We start from the raw sequence: 20,606 nt of genomic DNA, 5'->3' as shown, positions 1-20,606 counted from the left end.
ATCATGAAAAAACTGTTTGCCGCCCTCGCCCTCGCTGCCGTTGTTGCCCCCGTGTGGGCCGCCACCCAGACCGTCACGCTGTCCGTGCCTGGCATGACCTGCGCCTCTTGCCCGATCACTGTCAAGCACGCGCTTTCCAAGGTTGAGGGCGTGAGCAAGACCGACGTAAGTTTCGACAAGCGCCAGGCCGTCGTCACCTTCGACGATGCCAAGACCAACGTCCAGAAGTTGACCAAGGCGACCGAGGACGCGGGCTATCCGTCCAGCCTCAAACGCTGATCCGTTAACCGAACTCGGGAGCGACACATGGGACTCATCACGCGCATCGCTGGCAAAACCGGCGCGCTCGGCAGCGTCGTTTCCGCGATGGGCTGCGCCGCCTGTTTTCCTGCCATCGCCAGCTTTGGCGCGGCCATCGGACTGGGCTTCTTGAGCCAGTACGAGGGGCTATTCATTGGCATCCTGCTGCCGATGTTCGCCGGCATCGCGTTACTCGCCAATGCTATCGCTTGGCTCAATCATCGACAGTGGCGACGCACGGCGCTCGGCACGATAGGCCCGATCTTGGTGCTGGCAGCGGTGTTTTTAATGCGGGCTTACGGCTGGCAGAGCGGTGGACTGCTCTATGTCGGCCTGGCCTTGATGGTTGGGGTGTCGGTCTGGGATTTCATCTCGCCAGCACATCGCCGCTGCGGGCCGGACAGCTGTGAATTGCCAGAACAACGTGGCTGACGGCAACAGCCGTAGCCACCACAGAAAAGGAAAAATACATGACCACCCTGAAAATCACCGGGATGACCTGCGACTCGTGCGCGGCTCACGTCAAGGAAGCCTTGGAGAAAGTGCCCGGCGTGCAATCGGCGCTGGTGTCCTATCCGAAGGGCACAGCGCAACTCGCCATTGAGGCGGGCACGTCATCGGATGCGCTGACTACCGCCGTGGCCGGACTGGGCTACGAGGCAACGCTTGCCGATGCGCCACCGACGGACAACCGCGCCGGCCTGCTCGACAAGATGCGCGGCTGGATAGGGGCCGCTGATAAGCCCAGTGGCAACGAACGCCCGTTGCAGGTCGTCGTCATTGGTAGCGGTGGAGCCGCGATGGCGGCAGCACTGAAGGCCGTCGAGCAAGGCGCGCAGGTCACGCTGATTGAGCGCGGCACCATCGGCGGCACCTGCGTCAACGTCGGTTGTGTGCCGTCCAAGATCATGATCCGCGCCGCCCACATCGCCCATCTGCGCCGGGAAAGCCCATTCGACGGCGGCATGCCACCCACACCGCCGACGATCTTGCGCGAGCGGCTGCTGGCCCAGCAGCAGGCCCGTGTCGAAGAACTCCGTCATGCCAAGTACGAAGGCATCCTGGACGGCAATTCAGCCATCACCGTTCTGCACGGTGAAGCGCGTTTCAAGGACGACCAGAGCCTTATCGTTAGTTTGAACGAGGGTGGCGAGCGCGTCGTGATGTTCGACCGCTGCCTGGTCGCCACGGGTGCCAGCCCGGCGGTCCCGCCGATTCCGGGCTTGAAAGAGTCACCCTACTGGACTTCCACCGAGGCCCTGGCGAGCGACACCATTCCCGAACGCCTTGCCGTAATCGGCTCGTCGGTGGTGGCGCTGGAGCTGGCGCAAGCCTTTGCCCGGCTGGGCAGCAAGGTCACGGCCCTGGCGCGCAATACCTTGTTCTTCCGTGAAGACCCGGCCATCGGCGAGGCGGTGACAGCCGCTTTCCGTGCCGAGGGCATCGAGGTGCTGGAGCACACGCAAGCCAGCCAGGTCGCCCATATGGACGGTGAATTCGTGCTGACCACCACGCACGGTGAATTGCGCGCCGACAAGCTGCTGGTCGCCACCGGCCGGACACCGAACACGCGCAGCCTGGCATTGGAAGCGGCGGGGGTAGCCGTCAATGCGCAGGGGGCCATCGTCATCGACAAGGGCATGCGCACCAGTAGCCCGAACATCTACGCGGCCGGCGACTGCACCGACCAGCCGCAGTTCGTCTATGTGGCGGCAGCGGCCGGCACTCGTGCGGCGATCAACATGACTGGCGGCGATGCGGCCCTGGACCTGACCGCAATGCCGGCCGTGGTGTTCACCGACCCGCAGGTCGCCACCGTGGGCTACAGCGAGGCGGAAGCACATCACGACGGGATCGAGACCGACAGTCGCCTGCTAACACTGGATAACGTGCCGCGTGCGCTTGCCAACTTCGACACACGCGGCTTCATCAAGCTGGTCATCGAGGAAGGTAGCGGACGGCTCATCGGCGTGCAAGCGGTGGCCCCGGAAGCGGGTGAACTGATCCAGACGGCGGTGCTCGCCATTCGCAACCGTATGACCGTGCAGGAACTGGCCGACCAATTGTTCCCCTACCTGACCATGGTCGAAGGGCTGAAGCTCGCGGCGCAGACCTTCAGCAAGGACGTGAAGCAGCTTTCGTGCTGCGCCGGATGAGGAAAAGGAGGTGTTCAATGAGCGCCTACACAGTGTCCCGGCTGGCCCTTGATGCCGGGGTGAGCGTGCATATCGTGCGCGACTACCTGCTGCGCGGATTGCTACGGCCGGTCGCGTACACCACGGGCGGCTACGGCTTGTTCGATGACACCGCGTTGCAACGGCTGCGCTTTGTACGGGCTGCCTTCGAAGCGGGTATCGGCCTGGACGCACTGGCGCGGCTGTGCCGGGCGCTGGATGCTGCGGACGGTGACGGTGCGTCTGCGCAGCTTGCCGTGTTGCGGCAACTCGTCGAGCGTCGGCGCGAGGCCCTGGCCAGCCTCGAAATGCAACTGGCCGCCATGCCAACCGAACCGGCACAGCACGCGGAGAGTCTGCCATGAACAGCCCAGAGCACTTGCCGTCTGAGACGCACAAACCGATCACCGGCTACTTGTGGGGCGCGCTGGCCGTGCTCACCTGTCCCTGCCATTTGCCGATTCTCGCCATTGTGCTAGCCGGCACGACGGCCGGCGCGTTCATCGGGGAGCACTGGGGTATTGCAGCCCTCACGCTGACCGGCTTGTTTGTCCTGTCTGTGACGCGGCTGCTGCGGGCCTTCAAGGGAAGATCATGACCGCTTCCCAGCCAGCCGAGAGTGGGCAGCTTTGAGCTTCGCTACCAATCTGGAGGAGTACCACCATGAACGCAAACGCCCCGAACACTGCCAGTTGCACCACCTGCTGCGTATGCTGCAAAGAAATTCCGCTCGATGCCGCCTTCACCCCGGAAGGCGCGGAATACGTCGAACATTTCTGCGGGCTGGATTGCTATGAACGCTTCCAGGCACGCGCCAAGGCCGCGACAGAATCTGACATTGCGCCTGTCCCTGGCGGTTCGCAGCCGTCAGATTGAGGCATACCCTAACCTGATGTCAGATGTTGAGCACAAACAACGTCAGAGTAGAGTATGAATTTATATTTATTGACACATTCAGCCAAGGGTAATAGATTTCATCCTGACATTTTTACCTTTGGAGGCATCTTGCAAGGTCAACGTATCGGCTACGTCCGCGTCAGCAGCTTCGACCAGAATCCTGATCGACAACTGGAACAAATAGAAGTCGGCAAGGTATTCACCGATAAGGCTTCAGGCAAGGACACACAACGTCCCGAACTTGAAAGGCTGCTGGCCTTCGTCCGCGAGGGCGACACCGTGGTGGTGCATAGCATGGACAGGTTGGCACGCAACCTTGATGACCTGCGCCGCATCGTCCAAGGGCTGACACAACGAGGCGTGCGCATGGAGTTCGTCAAAGAAGGGCTGACGTTTACCGGCGAGGACTCACCGATGGCCAATCTGATGCTGTCGGTCATGGGAGCCTTTGCTGAGTTCGAGCGCGCCCTGATCCGCGAACGTCAGCGCGAGGGAATCGTGCTGGCCAAGCAGCGCGGTGCCTACCGGGGACGAAAGAAATCGCTGAACAGCGAACAAATTGCCGAGTTGAAACGGCGAGTTGCAGCAGGCGACCAAAAAACTTTGGTGGCCCGTGACTTCGGCATCAGCCGCGAAACTTTGTACCAGTACCTGCGGGCGGACTGACCATGCCACGCCGCTCAATCCTGTCCGCCACCGAGCGCGAAAGTCTGCTGGCACTGCCAGATGCCAAAGACGAACTGATACGGCACTACACGTTCAACGAAACCGACCTGTCGGTGATCCGTCAGCGTCGCGGTGCCGCGAATCGATTGGGCTTCGCCGTGCAGCTTTGCTACTTGCGATTCCCTGGCATCTTCTTGGGCGTCGATGAACCTCCATTTCCGCCCCTGCTGCGCATGGTGGCCGCACAACTCAAGGTGCCGGTGGAAAGCTGGAACGATTACGGCCAGCGCGAGCAGACACGGCGGGAGCACTTGGTCGAGCTGCAAACGGTGTTTGGATTCAAGCCCTTCACCATGAGTCACTACCGGCAAGCCGTGCATACATTGACCGAACTGGCCTTGCAAACAGACAAAGGCATTGTGCTGGCCAGCACCCTTGTTGAAAACCTGCGGCGGCAGAGCATCATCCTACCCGCCATGAATGCCATCGAGCGCGCAAGCGCCGAGGCCATTACCCGTGCCAACCGGAGCATCCATGCGGCATTGGCCGATTCCTTGATACCTGTCCATCGCCAGCGCCTGGACGAACTGCTCAAGCGCAAGGATGGTAGCAAAATGACGTGGCTAGCGTGGCTGCGCCAATCGCCCGCCAAGCCTAACTCGCGCCACATGCTTGAACACATCGAACGCCTCAAAGCCTGGCAAGCGCTTGACCTACCTGCTGGCATCGAACGGCAGGTACACCAAAACCGCTTGCTCAAGATCGCCCGCGAGGGCGGCCAGATGACGCCCGCCGACCTGGCCAAGTTCGAGTCGCAGCGGCGTTACGCCACCTTGGTAGCACTGGCCATCGAAGGCATGGCCACCGTCACTGATGAAATCATCGACCTTCACGACCGCATCATCGGCAAGCTGTTCAATGCGGCCAAGAACAAGCATCAACAGCAGTTCCAGGCTTCCGGCAAGGCGATCAACGACAAGGTGCGGATGTATGGGCGCATCGGTCAGGCGCTGATTGAAGCCAAACAAAACGGCGGCGATCCGTTCGCCGCCATCGAAGCGGTCATGCCGTGGGACACCTTCGCCGCCAGCGTCACCGAGGCGCAAACGCTGGCGCGGCCTGCAGATTTTGATTTCCTGCACCATATCGGCGAGAGTTACGCCACGCTGCGCCGCTATGCGCCGCAGTTCCTGGACGTGCTCAAACTGCGCGCCGCGCCCACCGCCAAGGGTGTGCTCGATGCCATCGACGTGCTGCGCGGCATGAACAGCGACAGCGCGCGCAAGGTGCCCGCCGATGCGCCAACCGCATTCATCAAGCCGCGCTGGGCAAAGCTGGTTCTGACCGACGAGGGTATTGACCGGCGTTACTACGAATTATGCGCCCTGTCGGAGCTGAAGAACGCACTGCGCTCTGGTGATGTTTGGGTGCAGGGTTCGCGTCAGTTCAAGGACTTCGACGAATACCTGGTGCCGATCGAGAAGTTCGCCACCTTGAAGCTGGCCAGCGAATTGCCACTGGCCGTGGCCACCGACTGCGACCAATATCTGCATGACCGACTGGAATTATTGGAGGCGCAACTCGCCACAGTCAACCGCATGGCGGCGACCAACGACTTACCGGACGCCATCATCACCACTGCATCGGGCCTGAAGATAACGCCGCTGGACGCAGCGGTGCCAGACGCCGCGCAAGCCTTGATTGACCAGTCGGCGATGTTGCTGCCGCACCTCAAGATCACCGAGTTGCTGATGGAGGTCGATGAATGGACGGGCTTCACGCGCCACTTCACACACCTGAAGACCGGCGACACGGCCAAGGACAAAACCTTGCTGATGACGACGATTCTGGCTGATGGTATCAATCTTGGGCTCACCAAGATGGCCGAGTCCTGCCCTGGCACCACCTACGCCAAGCTGTCTTGGCTGCAAGCCTGGCACGTTCGCGACGAAACCTATTCGACGGCGCTGGCCGAGCTGGTGAACGCACAGTATCGACAACCCTTCGCCGGAAACTGGGGCGACGGCACCACGTCATCGTCGGACGGCCAGAACTTCCGAACCGGCAGCAAGGCAGAGAGCACCGGGCATATCAATCCGAAGTATGGAAGTAGCCCTGGGCGGACGTTCTATACCCATATCTCCGACCAATACGCGCCCTTCAGCGCCAAGGTGGTCAACGTCGGCTTGCGCGACTCGACTTATGTGCTCGATGGCCTGCTGTACCACGAGTCTGACTTGCGTATCGAGGAACACTACACCGACACGGCGGGCTTCACCGATCATGTGTTCGGCCTGATGCACTTTCTGGGATTCCGGTTCGCGCCGCGCATCCGCGACCTGGGCGACACCAAGCTGTTCATTCCCAAGGGCGATACTGCCTACGATGCACTCAAGCCGATGATTAGCAGCGACAGGCTGAACATCAAGGCTATTCGCGCTCATTGGGATGAAATCCTACGGCTGGCCACTTCGATCAAGCAGGGCACGGTGACGGCCTCGCTGATGCTGCGCAAGCTCGGCAGCTATCCGCGCCAAAACGGCTTGGCCGTCGCCCTGCGCGAGCTGGGGCGCATCGAGCGCACGCTGTTCATTCTGGATTGGCTGCAAAGCGTGGAGCTGCGCCGCCGCGTCCATGCGGGGCTGAATAAGGGCGAGGCGCGCAACGCGCTGGCCAGGGCGGTCTTCTTCTACCGATTGGGTGAAATCCGCGACCGCAGTTTTGAGCAGCAGCGCTACCGGGCCAGCGGCCTCAATCTGGTGACGGCGGCCATCGTGTTGTGGAACACGGTCTATCTGGAGCGTGCCACCAGTGCTTTGCGTGCCCACGGCATGGCGCTGGACGACACGTTGCTGCAATATCTGTCCCCGCTGGGGTGGGAGCATATCAACCTGACCGGCGATTACCTATGGCGCAGCAGTGCCAAGGTCGGTGCGGGGAAGTTCAGGCCATTGCGACCGCTGCCACCGGCTTAGCGTGCTTTATTTTCCGTTTTCTGAGACGACCCCAAAAAATGATCCTCGATGACTCTATGCAGAGTCGGATCACCGCAACCGTGTTAGGTTTGGCGGCAGAGATTGAGCGCGAGTTTATTTCCCTACGTACCAAAGAGGCATTAGCCGCTCGTAAGGCTGCAGGTATGAAACTGGGCCGCCCTACCGGCCAGGCAGAAAAGACCAAGTTAGATAAGCATCGAAAAGCGATTGAAAGCTATTTAGATAAGGGCTTGAGTATCCGTTCTATTGCCAAGTTGATCGATGAACCGTCAACGACTGTGAATGATTACATCAAGCGCCACAGTTTACGCGAACGCGACCAGCTAGAAATGCGGATCTGACAGTTAACAGGCAGTGATCCTTCATCTTGGTTAGGCGTTAGGATTAATGCGAAGTTGTCTAAATACTAAAAAGTTGGCGATAAATATTACTTGTCAAATCGCATAAATATTAACCGTATCCATATGAACTCTTTAAGTGATTAATTCTACAGGTTAGCCATTACTAACAGTAAGGATTAATCACAAGATATCCACAAGATTTCCCCTGAAACCAGGACTTGCAAATGGTAATAAACCACACTATCTTGTTGTTTGAGTAAGAGCAAGTCACTAGATATAGTGTTCTTACTTGCTAATGGATAGCGACTAAGGAGCATAAACACTGCAATGTTAATGAACCTTAGTCACAGGGATGTACATCGCAAGGCGATTTACTTGTTTTACTTAGAAGGTTAACGGGATCCCGTTGCAGGTACTATAGAATATAGCTTTAGTATCGGCAACACCCTGAACAAGTAATTTGCCTCATAATTATGAATACTAAAATTTATGAGGTATCTGAAATGACTACAATTAAGCCTGGTCAAAACCCTGGTAACAATGGTGGTATTTATCAAGAAATCGGCCCTAGAGGCGGAAGACAAGAAAATTACGCTACCATACCTGATAATCGTATAGCTCCTCCAACAAGCAAACCAGGGCATTCTTGGGAAATAGTTTCTAGAACTCCTAACAGTAAGCGGTAATTGGAATTATTAAGGGACGTATCCCTTAATGCCAAGCGCTCTAAATTGAGCGCTTTTTTTGCTCAATTATTTTATTCAGCTAGACTCTTTTATTCATTTTTGATTTGCAAAGAGTTTTCCGTCGGTAACATCTGAACATCAGCCGCGGGGCTCTCCCATCCTTGAATGCGTATGCCACACCCGAAGCCGGTGGGGCGGCTACCTTCAGCTCTGCATTTCTCTGTTTGTATATTTGATTTTGTAATTTTTTCAAGTGATTTTGACGCAGGTTTTCGCGTTTGCGGTGTGGATCTGTTCGGATCGATGGTCTTGTTCGGGGAAAAGGTGTTTTTTGCTTTTTTTCGTTTTTTGGCGTTCGGAATAAACCTATTTTAAATCGTTTGTTTTGTTCGGGTTATATGGTGGTTTATTTCGTTCGTTTATTGCGGTTTTAAACTGGCGGTAGATCTAGGCCCTCAAAACGTCCCAACCGTTGTAAGGTAGCACCGCCAGCGCGTAAAGCAGCTCGCGCGGGGCAAAAGCTTGGCTTTTGATCCCTTCTTCACCCTCAACACTGTGCCTTTAAAGCAGTGGCAAAGGCTTTGCGGGCTCATACAGTTTTTAACAAAGCAATTAAGAGCCATTCTCAACGTTTGGAATTTCCTGTTCAACGTTGAGTTTCGTGTTTATTAGGTGTGCGTTGCCTACACCTTTATTCAGCATTATCCATAAATTTCCTAATGGTTGTTAAGCTAGAACTCGTGCCCGTTAATCACTCTACATCAGTCTGTTATGGCGGATGATATTGCTTGGTGATGTTGAAACGCAATCAATAGGTAAAGAGCTACAGCATGGTTTTGGGGTGGCAATGGTCACGGCGAATCCTCCGGTACCGCCACATGTAATCAGTCAACTCATGGGGCACACTGACAGCAAGACCACGGAAATCTATCTGCAGGTGCTGAGTGAGGAACGACATAGCTTAGTGATGAATGCTTGGGATGAGTCGTTATTTTTTGCAATGCAAAATTTTTCTGACTGTTTTAGGTTCAATTCGGTGTATATCGATTGGTTTTTTTTGAGTGAAAAGGTGGTGTTTTAGCGATCCCGTTTGACAGAGTTTATTGCTTCAATTTGTACAATGAAATCTGAACAATGAAAGCGTTACAAAGCTTGATGTTTCGCGCTCTAGGTGAAGTTTTTAATTTCACCTAGAGCGCAAGGCGCGGGGGGGGGTTAACAGGGGAGTGCTCGTGATGCGGAGAACCCCCGTGCCGTTGTCTCACCCGAGTGGAAAATAACAGCAAAAAAGGAAAAGAGGACTTGCCACGCATCAACGCCTTGTTTTGAGATGTAATAATGGTGCTTGTTATTGGAATTAACCTGAAACATTTGAACGGGCACTTTTTTGCATTGCAAAAATGCCCGTTCAAAATTTACTATCTAAAAAATAGCGCAATGCTATTAAATTAATTTGAAAGAAGTAACAGTTTCAAGTTGTTCGACTATTTTATATAAACAAAGTCTATATTTGGTCTATATTTAGTCTTTTTGTTTGTCTGTGATATGATTATGACCTAGTCAATATGGCTATCTTATTCCCTGTCAATCAGCCCGGTACAAACCTATGAACATAGAAACTATCAGTTTTTTGAAGAAAAATGCTGCGAGCTTGCCACTCGATGAGCCGATGATTATTACTCAAAATGGTGTCCCTGCTTATGTTATCGAGTCGGTAGCAGATAGAAATCGACGCGATGAAGCGATTGCTTTACTCAAGCTGGTCAGTTTTGCGAAAAGTGACCAACAAAATGGTCGCACAATGTCATCAAGTACTTTCAAGGGACGCTTGGCGGATCGTAAACTCGCTTTAAAGGATAAGTAGTATGTCTATGGTGAAACTTGAATATACCAAGACATTTGAAGACACCGTAGATAGTGCTATATCTCACTATTCTCAATGGAATGAAGAGATTGCGGTTATCGAGAGAATTGAGGCCGTTATTGATGCCTTTGAAGCATCCGTTACGCAAAATCCTCTGAGCCATTCACTATGCCAAGAGTTAGTTGAGCTTGGCGTTACTCACGTAAGACATGCGATAAAAGAGGACTTTAGAATACTGTACGAGGTTAGCTACGTTAGTGGTGAAGCCCTGATTACAGTGTTACTTTTTTTGAGCCAACGACAAAGTATACAGAATCAGTTGATCAATCATTGCTTGGTTTATAAGTAATATTCACTTATTTGTGTATTTCAAATGTAATACTTTTTTATTGAAAAGTATTACATTATTTCGTTTATCTATGGAGTTTTTTAAGAAGAATAATATAAGTATCTTACAATCATTGAAAGAAAAAAGCCTTTTGCAGTCCTCCTCTAAAAGCCTTTTAAGTGGGTGGCAGCAAGACGTGTCGCGGTGTTAATTACCTTCGCACTCAGTCATTGTCTTAACCATCTGCTCTGCGACAGCCTCGATTACTTTCATACAAACAGAGTTACCAAACTGCTTATAAATTTGTCCCTGTGATACAGCATCAACGATAAAGTTTTCAGGGAAGCCTTGTAATCGTGCACACTCCCTTGGTGTTAATTTTCGTGGATTTTTTCCTAAAGTGCTTTGATCTATAAGAATTTCTGAGCCGTCTTTATAGTATCTTGCGCTTATTGTACTGGTATATTCACTTTTATCATTAAACAGTGAATAACCAAATCCATTACCTTTGATTTTATGTTCTTCTTTGCGCTTTTGATGACCAGCCCATAATCTATCTGAAATAGTAAACTTGTCTTGTGATTCGGGTAATTGACTTAAATCTTCAAGAATCTCACCTAATCTTGTCGGTGATTTGGGCGGTGTTGGCCAAGTAAAGGCTTTATCAAAATCGATATGCTTGTAATGATTTTTGTCGAAGCCTACGATAAAAACACGCTCCCTATTTTGTGGGACGCCAAAATCAGCAGCTCTTAATACTCTTACATCAACCCAATAGTTTAATTTTTCAGCTAATGCATGACGGGCATCTGCACTCATAGGTATATCTGTTGGTATATCTTGTGAGTGTTCCCCTCTCAATATTGCCAGGATCGTTTTTAATGTTCTGCCTTTGTCATGTCCTTTAAGTTGCTTCACATTTTCAAGTAGAAATGCTTTAGGTTTTTTGTCCGCAAGTATTCGTTGAATTTCAAAGAACATGGTGCCTCGAGTGTCACTAAATCCTTTTTTTAATCCGGCTTGTGAAAAAGTCTGACAGGGGAAACCACCTAATAAAATATCATGATCAGGAATGTCTTTTGTCGGTATTTGGGTGATATCGCCTTTGGGCATTTCACCGTAGTTGGCTAGATAGGTTTTTTGGGCAAATTTATCCCACTCTGACGTGAACACGCATTTGCCGCCTAATTTTTGAAATGGGAGCCGTATACCGCCAATACCTGCAAAGAGGTCAATAAATTTAAATTTTACCTTTGTTAGGGGATCATGACTGAAAGGGGCTGAATTTAGTTTTTCGTTCATTTTTTGCTCAAGCATTGTGATGTCGAGCCATTTCTTAGGGCTTGGGTTGTGTTCTCCTGATTCCCAGCCTCTTACCGTTCTTTCGCCTGTTGCATTCATTCCCAGTAAATTTGCAAATTCTATTGGATCTAAACCAAGGTTTTTTCTGGTTTTCTTGATATATTCTGCAGTATTAGTTGTATGTTCGTTCATTAGATTTAATTGAGTTATCCGGTTTTATACCCGGATACTAGCAGTATATATGATTACAAACAAGTAATGGAGTCACTATGGCCATGAATGCCACTGAATATATGGATTTTAAAAATAAAGTATTAGCTGCAAATGCTGTTTCAAAATTTAATGTTAAACTTTTTGATTCAGGTGCTTATGCACAGTTGACAAACTCAACAGGTAAAGTACATGACATTGGTTTTGAGTCTTTAAAAAATTTCTTAATTGATTTAAATGATAATGCCAAAGTTAAGAACTATATTGAAATATGTAACAAATTACCGCGTAAGGTGCTGAAAGATAGTTCTGAAACAGTACGTATGAATCGTATTATACATGATACTGAAAATGCGGACTTGTTATTGCCAAGTAAGTGGGTTTATTTTGAAAAGGCTGTACGTGCAATTTGTGATATGCATGTAAAAGATGTTAGAGCGCAAGTATTAGGTTCAGAACAGTCTAAATTATTTTTTAATATTTTATCTAGGTTAAGTCATTATGCTAATAATATTGAAATGAAACCTTCATTAGATGATTCTATGCCATTTAGTGATGGCAATATATTAAAAACAATTAATCTTTTAAGTGATTTGATAAAATATTTTGATGTTGGATATAAAGAATTTAATAGTTTTGTACCTAGTGGATTAGGGATTAATAAAATTTACTATGGTGCGCCAGGTACGGGTAAAAGCCATAAAATTGATGAATTAGCGCCTGAGGAAAACAGTATTAGGACAGTTTTTCATTCCGAAACGCAATATAGTGATTTTGTAGGTTGTTTAAAACCTTGTATGAATGGTAGTGACATTAGTTATCAATTTAGACCTGGTCCATTTACGTTGGCGTTAGTTAAAGCTGTTAGTGATACAGAAGCACATTTTTATCTCATCATCGAAGAAATTAATCGTGCCGCAGCCGCTGCTGTATTTGGCGATATTTTCCAACTTTTAGATCGTAGAGATGATGGCAGAAGTCAGTATGCAATCGATGTAGTGGATATGGACTTTAAGCACTATTTAGAAAATAACTGCCCATCTTTATTGGACAGAGGAAGGTTAATTTTACCAAGTAATCTATCACTGTTAGCCACGATGAACAGCAGTGATCAAGCTGTGATGCCGATGGATTCTGCATTTAAGCGTCGTTGGCAGTTTGAGTATGTCAGTATCGAAAGTGATACATACCCTCGTGGTCATTTTAATCTTAATGCTGGTGCTGATACTTTGACAGTGTCATGGGAAAACCTTTCTAAAGTCATTAATAATCAGCTTGCAGGGGTACAAATACCGGAAGATAGACTGTTAGGTCCTTGGTTCGTTAATGAAAATGAACTTCAAAATTCACAGGCTACCCTTGCTGGTAAGTTGGCTATGTATCTTTGGGAGGATGTATTAAGGCATGCCCATCGTGAAAGTATTTTCAATACTGATAAATATCCAACATTATATCAACTTATTAAAGGTATTAATGCTAACGAAATGGTCTTTAGTGACTCCATTATCATTGAATTACATAAATTAGTTGAGCCTTTAACCCCTGCTGAGGCTTAAGCAGATGGAACACCAATTACGCGTATATCATGACCGGTCGTATCTTGGCTCTCTGCCTGCAAAGATTAAGCTGGAGCTAAGTAAGCACTTCTTACTTTCTGATAAAGATAAAAGCGTGAAGTTTTGTGGGTTGATAGTTGCTGATGGCATTGCGCATGTGTTTTCACCCCGCAACGCTACACTCAACAACAGCGATGAAAAATCGCTTAAATCTCAGGCTTCACAACTCATACAGGCTATTTACCGTTACTCACTAATATCCAATAGCATAAAAAATGCGAATGATGAAGGTAGTGAGCTTATCGGCGATTCACAATTAGGCCTGATTATTGAGTTGGTAACGGATTTCCAAAAAAATGGGTTGTATACTCATAAGTATTCTGTAAGTGTAAAAAATACAGGCAAACCTGACTGGAAAAAAACGATATCTAATTCGATAGCATTTTTGAGCAACCGAGGTCCGGTTTACTTTGATATACATGGGAAAAAACAGCATTTTAATCAAGACAATGAAATTTCTAAAATTCACGCAGAGATATTAACGATATTGTTTGAAAGGTTTGGCTGGTTATTCTCTAATGCGTCAAATTCATTACTTCAATTGAAGCTGGTTGATCGTTGTAAGTTAAGTAAAAATAATCAACTTAGCCTTATTGCAAAAGAAATGAATAATGTTTACTCAGATCGTGACATTAGATTGCTCTCAAACTTAAGACGCTTTATTGCAAGTGAAATAGGTCGAGATTCATCGGTTGAAATCATGGGAATTCGTTCATTTCATGTAATGTGGGAACACATGCTAAGTAAGGTTTTAGATCATGTAATTGATGTAAATAAGCTCTTACCTAAACCGTGCTATAAGATGTTAGACAACCATGGCCATGTTAAAGTCGTCGAGGCCAATCGAAATGGGCAACGTACTGATATCGTTGTTAAGCAACCTGAACATGAGCATTACTGTGTAATTGATGCAAAGTATTACGGTGCTCATTCAATTGAATCAGTACCGAAATGGGAGGATTTGGTTAAGCAGTTTTTCTATGTCACAGCGTTAAAATCAATCATACCGTCAGGGGCTTTGGTCAATAACGCTTTTATTTTCCCTGGTGAGCAAGGGCCAATAAAATCTATTCATATGCGTAAACAAAGTGATAGCACTTTGCTAGATGCTACCTATCCGCCCATAACGTGTTATTACATCTGTCCAAATGACGTTATTAGTACATATATAAAGGGCCAAAAGCTTAAAAATCAACCTCTTTGGTACTCGCCTGTCGAGTCAGCTGTTAGCTAGCGACAGCTGTTCCTTGTCGCAAATCTACAGCCTTCTGTGCCGCCTTTAGCGCTTCTTCGATGGAGTACTCAAGGCCGCCATCCCATTCCGAACCGTCTTTACAGATAGCCCATTCAAAACCTTCATTGTTTGGATCTGGATTAGGTTCGATATAAATTTGATAGTCGAGATATTCTTCTTCATAGGTGGTTTGCATAACTAAGTCCTAGGTGTTTAACCATTCAATTATCAACGAATTTACTTGTGATATCTACGGTCGATAAGTCTCATTAATGATTGATTTGTACTGCACTAAATCGGCTTTTAAGCTCATTAAGGTAAAGCACAATATCGGCCACGGCTTCTAGTTCGACTAGCGCGGGGCCCGCTTTCGTCTGTAGCTCAGGATATTCGTCATCACCCAAGTTCTCCGCTTCAACCACGGTATAGCGACAATTGCTTTCATCTTCGCGCTTTTCGACTGCGCAGTGGTCAACCCACAAAATGTAATAGGCGCTATCAAGCTCAAAATGGAAACTTGGGCACATATCGTTGTCATCACTCTGATCAACTAAAAACGGGTATTCGCTCAGCTTAAAGCCGAGTTCAAAAAGGTTTCCAAATGCTTTGAGATAGCTATTCATGGGACTTATCACCAGTAGAAATTTTGTTCATTATAAAATGATTTCGTTACTAAATCAAATTTATTGTATTTCAAATGAAGTTCATTTGTATTACATTTAAGTGATTTTTAAATATTAAACATAGTTTTTTCATGGAGTTATTTTTGATTTTTGTTTTTGTCACACGAGGGACGTCTTAGTGTGACAGATCGTCATTTTTGAATAACAGAATCAAGTTATTTGACTAGCAGTATCGAGATCCGCTCTAATTGCATCGGTAAGAATATGGGGAAATCCGCTTCACGTTTCACCGAATAACGGCAACCGCATAGCAAATCTAAAAGCGCGCAATCTCAGCGCCTAATTAACCGAACAATAAGACGGTAAAGTGGGGATCGGCAAAAGCACTAACGGGAACACAAACATTCTTCGTCAAATCAACGACAATGTTAACCAAATTACTGATCTGGATTGATATGAAAACGAAATGGAGTTTTATCGCAGTGGCATTAACTGCCTTGCTAAGCGTGACGCCAGTGGCTGTGCAAGCCAAGGATTGGGCGAAGGTGCCTTTAGTGGAGGTTAAAAAATCCGCTGAGCAGGGCGATGCCGCTGCGCAGAGCTTCCTCGGGAGTCTGTACCGCTACAGCTTGCCGATGGACTACAAGCAAGCGTTCCACTGGTATCGAAAAGCCGCTGAGCAGGGCCATGCCGATGGCCAGTTCGGCCTCGGGAATATGTACCGCCTAGGCGACGGCGTGCCGAGGGACTACAAGCAAGCGTTGCACTGGTATACAAAAGCCGCCGAGCAGGGCTATGCCATGGCTCAGTACTTCCTCGCACGTATGTACCGCCAAGCCAACGGCGTGCCGCGGGACTACAAGCAAGCCTATGCGTGGTACTCAGCCGCGGCCGCTAACGGATACGAAATCGCGCTCTCCTCCCGCGATGACATGGCTAATCTTCTCTCGCCAGACGATTTAATTTCTGCGCAGGAATTAGCAACGCAATATTTTGAGAAGTATCAGCCAAAATAACGACTTTACGTTTGAGCATGTGCGGCAATCCCGCGCCTGTTCGCTCCACGTTTCACCAATGTCATTTGATAACGTAACAGAATCAAGTTATTTGGCTAGCAGTATCGAGATCCGTTCTAGTTTGTGATGGTCGTTGATATCGATTTCGGCTACTGGATGGTTTAAATCTTGATGGCAAAGTTGCCAGAATTTGCCACGTTCGACGAGGTAATAACCCCTTGGGTTAAGATCCAATATACATAAATTCATGCACACGGAATCATTCACTAAAGCGCAAATCTGGTGGCAAGTCATACACAATCCTTGTGGTGATGTATTTCAAACGTAATACATTTTATTTATAACATCCTGAATCTATTCTGTTTCCACTCATAAGTATCAATAATTCCTTTATCGTAAAAACCCGCCCAATCATAAAAAAATGGGATAAATCCACTATCACCGATCAGTTTCATTAACAGAATACACAGCACGACTACCATAAAACTGATGGCATATTCGACCGGATCACCAGTGCGAAAGCGGCCACCGAACAAGTGAAAACGTCGGTCGCTGTAAGGGGAAAAAGGCACGCCGGTGACTGTCATGGCATCGGTGATGATGTGGGAAAATCCACCCCAGGCAAAAGCGGTTAACATGCCGTAAAAATCGAATAGAAATGTGGTCGCTAGCGCTGCGATAAGCCAGTGAGTGAGGATGTGCGTTGGCCCTCGGTGTTTTATATGGCGGCCAGTGAGTTTCACCACCCATTCCATCCAATCGGGCGCGGTGGCACCAATGACCACAGGCGCAACATGGATCGGTGAAATTACCGCACAAATACTGCCAGCGATAAGTGTGTGGTTAATCCACTTCATCGAAATAGCACCATTGCTGGGTTTCGTCGTTGAAGTACATATCTTTAGTGAATGTCGTTGTCCTTCCTTCTCGGTATTCTTGTTCTGCTATAGCGGCAAGTTCGCTCAAGTCATTCATGCAATGCATGGGGAGTTCTGGCTGTAACCAAAAATAGGCAAAAGCGGTAATGTAAAATACAGCGCTAGTGATTGAGCTATAGATGATGACTCGTTTCCAACGAATGGTTTTCATAGCGTTCCCTCGCTTATTAGGATTTTGGTAAAAAGGCTATTTTTTTAAATAATCGTTAAGTACAGGGGCTTTTTGATCGTCACACATAGCAATGATGGCGAGGCGCATCAACAATAAGAGTATGCTTATAAGCGGCACGAGGTGCAGTGCTTTTCAGTTTCAGAAAGCGCATAGGCTGCGTCCTTGCATGTTCGGGTGTCCCGTGTTTATTTTCGGTCAAAAATGATAAATTTTTGCGAAGCATAAGGGGGGACAAAAAACACCTTCTATAAGGTTAGAGCAGGATCGGAAACTGTGCTAAAAAAACGTTCGTTAATCTCGGGTAGTTAGATGACGATTTGTAGGGATCTCAAGTGTTTTAAAAGGTTTATGTATTTCAAATGTAATACATTTTCACTCTGTGTGGCTGTGGGCGTTAAAGTGGTTGATAGTTGGCTCAAAGATCACGGTATGAGGTTATATTTTTGATTAAAAATATCGGAAAAGTATAATGAATTTTTTATTTTATAATCATAGTATTATGCGAAAAGTTCTCACTAGCATCTTCATCATTCTATCTCTACTTTCTTGCAATTATGCAATTGCTAAAGCTGACATTGTCACCACATCAAAGGTACTCGGCTGTACTTCTATCATGCGCCTAGCTAAAGACTATCCAAATGCAGATAAAGTATTCAGTAAAGCAGCAAATGTACTTGTTGCTAATGGGTATGCAACTGCACAGATCGCAGCAATAGCGGCTAACGAAGCGATATATTTAACACATGAAGCAGTCCTTACCAGAGCTGTGAAAATTGATAATGATACATCAGGAGTTGACATTGCTAAGCAGTCATTAACGTACTCTGGTTGCGAAAGAGCAATCTCGGATTTTCTATTAAAAAATTAGATTATTCATTATATTGGTGTTTTTATTAGCTATACATAATCACTTAAATGTATTACATTTGTCCTACATTTTTAGTCGAGGGTGTGCAGTGAAAACACTAGCAGTGATTAATCAGAAGGGTGGCGTAGGTAAAACCACCACAGTGATCAACCTATCCGCGCAATTAGCGCATGAAGGTAAACGGGTTCTGGTGATTGATTTAGATCCCCAGGCAAATTTAACAGTCGTGATGACAGGCGGCCAATACGAATTTGAACACTCGATCACCGATGTATTCGAGTCCTCGAAAAAGTGTCCTATTCAACAGGCCATCATGCCGGCTCAATCTAACGGTGAAGCTATCGCTAATCTGTGTATTTGCCCAACGGATATTCGCCTAAGCCGCGTGATTGAACAGAGCCTCACCAAAGTCCACCGCGAACGCATTTTATCCAAGCAGCTTGAAGCCATAGCAAACGACTTTGACATAGTTATCTTAGATTGCCCGCCTAACCTTAGCCTGACATCGGTTAACGCCATGATGGCCGCTGATATGTTCCTGATCCCCGTTGATGGAGGTTCATTCTCACTCAATGGTTTGGCTGATCTTCTCGATGCTTTAGAAGAAGTGAAAGAAACCGATCAAGTAAACTATGCGGTCTTTCGTAACGAGTTCGCCAAGGCCAATAAGCTGATTAATAACTTCCTCGATGAGCAATTAGCCTCACTCGAAGGCAAAGTATTAGCGACCACGATTCGCCGTTCGGAAGATATTGGACAGGCCAGTGTGAGCGGCCAAACCTTGCTGAGCTACAAGCCAAGCAGCCTCACGCTAACGGATTACAAGAGCCTGGCTAAAGAAGTCATGCAACGCCTTAATGTATAACAAGTGTAATACATAATATGAAAAAATTAGCTGGTGTGACTGGGTTAGATAGACGTAAGTCTGTTAAAGAACCCCAAGAAAGCCCAAAGCCACAAGAGAAAATCACCACGGTTTCAACCCGCCGTAATATCACCACGGGTACGTCACCCATGCCGTTGCGATTAACGGAAAATGATAGAGCAGAACTGAATTTATGGCTGGAAGCCTTAGAGGCAGAATCGGGTAAGAATGTGACTGCGGCAAAGCTATTTCGTGGCCTGATCAGTATGCGAGATAAGATCAATACCAAGGCGTTGGTCCGTTCAATCAATGATGTGACTTGATCTATTTTTTGAATGAAATTAGAACTATATTTCTATGCTCAATCTAGATGAAATTCATAATGTTTTACTACTGGCTAAATTGTTGATTGTTTGTTGTTGCAAACTGACGGATATTGTTGGTTACGATGGAGTTAAACTTAGATATTTTGATAGGCAATATTAACACCCAAGGAAAGGAGATTATTGATGGCCATTAGCAATGAAGCAGATTTAGGGCAAGCTCTAAAGAATAATCAGGATACCATTGAGATAGAAGGTGACTTAATACGTAAGATTGTGAAAATAAAAGCAACTGGTAAAGTTGCTTGGGTGATAGCATTTGGTGCGATAGGTGTTGCTGTAACTATATTAATTACAACTGGTGGTACCGGCGCCCCAGTAAGTGGTTTAGTGGGAGCTAGTGCTCTTGGTATATTGGGGGTGTCAGCAACGACTTCAGCAATATCTATAGCACTTGCTGCTGGCAGTGTAGCTGTTCTAACTACTCTTAGAAACTACAGTATTGTTGAGCAGTCAGAAGATAGATTAGTCCTAAAAAGGAAGTAGTCATGTCTACATTTTTCCCAGGGCCACCATATTTTTTTATCTGTAAAAGTTGTAAAAATAAGTTCTGTAGAAAGATAAAGCTTGGAATTATGTGTCCACAATGTAAATCATTAAAAGTAGTTAGTGATCCAACGATATGTAAATAATTTCATCTGTAAAATCGATGAAATTAAAACCTATAATATAAGACCGGAGCTAAGATTTGATAAAGTTACATTATCAAAATTTAGCTCATTAAAGTAGCTTCCAGTTTCTTATAACGGCGATCAATCAGATAGTATTGCTTGCCGTTCTTTATGGCGAAGCTGCCAGACAGGTAGCCAATTGATTCCAACTTCTTAATACCGGTCTTAATCTTCCTATTTGCTTCTTTTTTGGACGTTTCAAGCCTTAAACGCTCTCTAAGGCGCTCAAATGAAACGGGGTGAGGATTCTCGGGTAAAGACGTGAAATACAAATACAGACACTGTGCGACCTCTGCACGGGGCAATTTTTCCAGTACTCGCAGACTGACCAACACTTGATAGTCCAAACGATATAGATCCCACAGGGTTTCATCGGCCATTAACTCAACCAGATCCGCGTCTCCATCGTACATGGCTCGCAATAACATCCCCGTATGCACCGCTTTTTCGGTGTTT

The 20,606-nt window shown here is 47.5% G+C and carries 25 protein-coding genes and 1 pseudogene; 19 read left to right on the top strand and 7 right to left on the bottom strand.

Going from position 1 to position 20,606, the window contains the following annotated elements:
• Positions 1-3 precede the first annotated feature (3 nt).
• From merP to L5M40_RS21500, 12 genes are all read left to right on the top strand, one after another.
• Positions 4-279: a mercury resistance system periplasmic binding protein MerP gene (gene merP / locus L5M40_RS21555; protein WP_000732275.1), complete on the top strand. Its 276-nt coding sequence runs from the start codon at positions 4-6 to the stop codon at positions 277-279.
• Positions 280-306: 27 nt separating this feature from the next.
• Positions 307-732, top strand: a complete 426-nt coding sequence (gene merC / locus L5M40_RS21550; protein ID WP_000522996.1) for an organomercurial transporter MerC — start codon at positions 307-309, stop codon at positions 730-732.
• A gap of 38 nt (positions 733-770) precedes the next feature.
• Positions 771-2,456 (top strand): mercury(II) reductase, encoded by a 1,686-nt coding sequence (gene merA, locus L5M40_RS21545; RefSeq protein WP_000209296.1) that lies wholly within the window; start codon positions 771-773, stop codon positions 2,454-2,456.
• 17 nt (positions 2,457-2,473) lie between these two features.
• The gene (merD, locus tag L5M40_RS21540; RefSeq protein WP_001277466.1) at positions 2,474-2,839 is read left to right on the top strand and encodes a mercury resistance co-regulator MerD; all 366 of its coding nucleotides are present in this window, start codon (positions 2,474-2,476) and stop codon (positions 2,837-2,839) included.
• Positions 2,836-3,072: a broad-spectrum mercury transporter MerE gene (gene merE, locus L5M40_RS21535; protein ID WP_001087807.1), complete on the top strand. Its 237-nt coding sequence runs from the start codon at positions 2,836-2,838 to the stop codon at positions 3,070-3,072. Before merD ends, merE begins: the two co-directional genes overlap by 4 nt.
• Before the next feature lie 65 nt (positions 3,073-3,137).
• Entirely contained in the window at positions 3,138-3,350 is a 213-nt protein-coding gene (locus L5M40_RS21530) for a DUF3330 domain-containing protein (protein WP_000993245.1), read from the top strand.
• 129 nt (positions 3,351-3,479) lie between these two features.
• Positions 3,480-4,037 (top strand): recombinase family protein, encoded by a 558-nt coding sequence (locus tag L5M40_RS21525; protein ID WP_008902871.1) that lies wholly within the window; start codon positions 3,480-3,482, stop codon positions 4,035-4,037.
• A gap of 2 nt (positions 4,038-4,039) precedes the next feature.
• Positions 4,040-7,012: a Tn3 family transposase gene (locus L5M40_RS21520; RefSeq protein ID WP_248114727.1), complete on the top strand. Its 2,973-nt coding sequence runs from the start codon at positions 4,040-4,042 to the stop codon at positions 7,010-7,012.
• A gap of 38 nt (positions 7,013-7,050) precedes the next feature.
• Positions 7,051-7,374 (top strand): recombinase family protein, encoded by a 324-nt coding sequence (locus L5M40_RS21515; protein ID WP_263257235.1) that lies wholly within the window; start codon positions 7,051-7,053, stop codon positions 7,372-7,374.
• 1,470 nt (positions 7,375-8,844) lie between these two features.
• A complete protein-coding gene (locus L5M40_RS21510) occupies positions 8,845-9,141 on the top strand; it encodes a hypothetical protein (protein ID WP_263257234.1) in 297 nt (98 codons plus the stop codon).
• 525 nt (positions 9,142-9,666) lie between these two features.
• Positions 9,667-9,924: a type II toxin-antitoxin system Phd/YefM family antitoxin gene (locus L5M40_RS21505; RefSeq protein ID WP_263257233.1), complete on the top strand. Its 258-nt coding sequence runs from the start codon at positions 9,667-9,669 to the stop codon at positions 9,922-9,924.
• Between the two features lies 1 nt (position 9,925).
• Positions 9,926-10,273 (top strand): type II toxin-antitoxin system RelE/ParE family toxin, encoded by a 348-nt coding sequence (locus L5M40_RS21500; protein WP_263257232.1) that lies wholly within the window; start codon positions 9,926-9,928, stop codon positions 10,271-10,273.
• 186 nt (positions 10,274-10,459) lie between these two features.
• Here the strand turns inward: L5M40_RS21500 and dcm are convergent, their stop codons facing one another.
• On the bottom strand, positions 10,460-11,746 hold the full coding sequence (gene dcm / locus L5M40_RS21495) for a DNA (cytosine-5-)-methyltransferase (RefSeq protein ID WP_263257230.1): 1,287 nt from the start codon (positions 11,744-11,746) through the stop codon (positions 10,460-10,462).
• Between the two features lie 77 nt (positions 11,747-11,823).
• Between dcm and L5M40_RS21490 the strand changes: the two genes are divergently transcribed.
• Both L5M40_RS21490 and L5M40_RS21485 read left to right on the top strand, forming a co-directional pair.
• A complete protein-coding gene (locus tag L5M40_RS21490; RefSeq protein ID WP_263257229.1) occupies positions 11,824-13,320 on the top strand; it encodes an AAA family ATPase in 1,497 nt (498 codons plus the stop codon).
• Between the two features lie 4 nt (positions 13,321-13,324).
• A complete protein-coding gene (locus L5M40_RS21485; protein WP_263257228.1) occupies positions 13,325-14,614 on the top strand; it encodes an LlaJI family restriction endonuclease in 1,290 nt (429 codons plus the stop codon).
• Here the strand turns inward: L5M40_RS21485 and L5M40_RS21480 are convergent.
• Positions 14,607-14,810: a hypothetical protein gene (locus tag L5M40_RS21480; protein WP_263257227.1), complete on the bottom strand. Its 204-nt coding sequence runs from the start codon at positions 14,808-14,810 to the stop codon at positions 14,607-14,609. The two genes, L5M40_RS21485 and L5M40_RS21480, sit on opposite strands and share 8 nt — an antisense overlap.
• A 73-nt stretch (positions 14,811-14,883) precedes the next feature.
• Positions 14,884-15,237: a hypothetical protein gene (locus L5M40_RS21475; RefSeq protein ID WP_263257225.1), complete on the bottom strand. Its 354-nt coding sequence runs from the start codon at positions 15,235-15,237 to the stop codon at positions 14,884-14,886.
• A 455-nt stretch (positions 15,238-15,692) separates the two neighbouring features.
• Here L5M40_RS21475 and L5M40_RS21470 point away from each other — a divergent pair, with 455 nt between their 5' ends.
• Positions 15,693-16,253, top strand: coding sequence for a tetratricopeptide repeat protein (locus tag L5M40_RS21470; RefSeq protein ID WP_263257224.1), 561 nt, complete (start codon positions 15,693-15,695; stop codon positions 16,251-16,253).
• An 87-nt stretch (positions 16,254-16,340) separates the two neighbouring features.
• Here the strand turns inward: L5M40_RS21470 and L5M40_RS21465 are convergent, their stop codons facing one another.
• From L5M40_RS21465 to L5M40_RS21455, 3 genes are read right to left on the bottom strand one after another with little or no spacing between them, the layout of a single operon-like run.
• Positions 16,341-16,547 (bottom strand): hypothetical protein, encoded by a 207-nt coding sequence (locus L5M40_RS21465; protein ID WP_263257223.1) that lies wholly within the window; start codon positions 16,545-16,547, stop codon positions 16,341-16,343.
• Between the two features lie 44 nt (positions 16,548-16,591).
• Complete coding sequence (locus L5M40_RS21460) at positions 16,592-17,110, bottom strand: metal-dependent hydrolase (RefSeq protein WP_263257222.1); 519 nt, start codon at positions 17,108-17,110, stop codon at positions 16,592-16,594.
• Positions 17,097-17,342, bottom strand: a complete 246-nt coding sequence (locus L5M40_RS21455; protein WP_263257221.1) for a hypothetical protein — start codon at positions 17,340-17,342, stop codon at positions 17,097-17,099. Before L5M40_RS21455 ends, L5M40_RS21460 begins: the two co-directional genes overlap by 14 nt.
• Before the next feature lie 490 nt (positions 17,343-17,832).
• On the opposite strand from L5M40_RS21455, the gene L5M40_RS21450 reads away from it, so the two are divergent.
• The 4 genes from L5M40_RS21450 (at position 17,833) to L5M40_RS21435 (ending at position 19,965) form a co-directional block, all read left to right on the top strand.
• On the top strand, positions 17,833-18,231 hold the full coding sequence (locus L5M40_RS21450; protein WP_263257219.1) for a hypothetical protein: 399 nt from the start codon (positions 17,833-17,835) through the stop codon (positions 18,229-18,231).
• 88 nt (positions 18,232-18,319) lie between these two features.
• Entirely contained in the window at positions 18,320-19,096 is a 777-nt protein-coding gene (locus L5M40_RS21445) for a ParA family protein (RefSeq protein WP_263257217.1), read from the top strand.
• Between the two features lie 17 nt (positions 19,097-19,113).
• Positions 19,114-19,419, top strand: a complete 306-nt coding sequence (locus L5M40_RS21440) for a hypothetical protein (protein WP_263257215.1) — start codon at positions 19,114-19,116, stop codon at positions 19,417-19,419.
• Between the two features lie 186 nt (positions 19,420-19,605).
• Positions 19,606-19,965 carry a hypothetical protein gene (locus tag L5M40_RS21435; protein WP_263257214.1) on the top strand — a complete coding sequence of 120 codons (360 nt, stop codon included), beginning with the start codon at positions 19,606-19,608 and terminating at the stop codon, positions 19,963-19,965.
• A 226-nt stretch (positions 19,966-20,191) separates the two neighbouring features.
• On the opposite strand, the pseudogene L5M40_RS21430 reads toward L5M40_RS21435, so the two are convergent.
• A pseudogene (locus L5M40_RS21430) lies at positions 20,192-20,606 on the bottom strand (replication protein RepA); the annotation flags it as partial.

This window comes from Shewanella sp. SM68 (assembly GCF_025653925.1).
Taxonomy (GTDB): domain Bacteria; phylum Pseudomonadota; class Gammaproteobacteria; order Enterobacterales; family Shewanellaceae; genus Shewanella; species Shewanella oncorhynchi.
The sequence above is the reverse complement of the archived record's forward strand: the minus strand, read 5'-3'. Positions and strand labels throughout refer to the sequence as shown.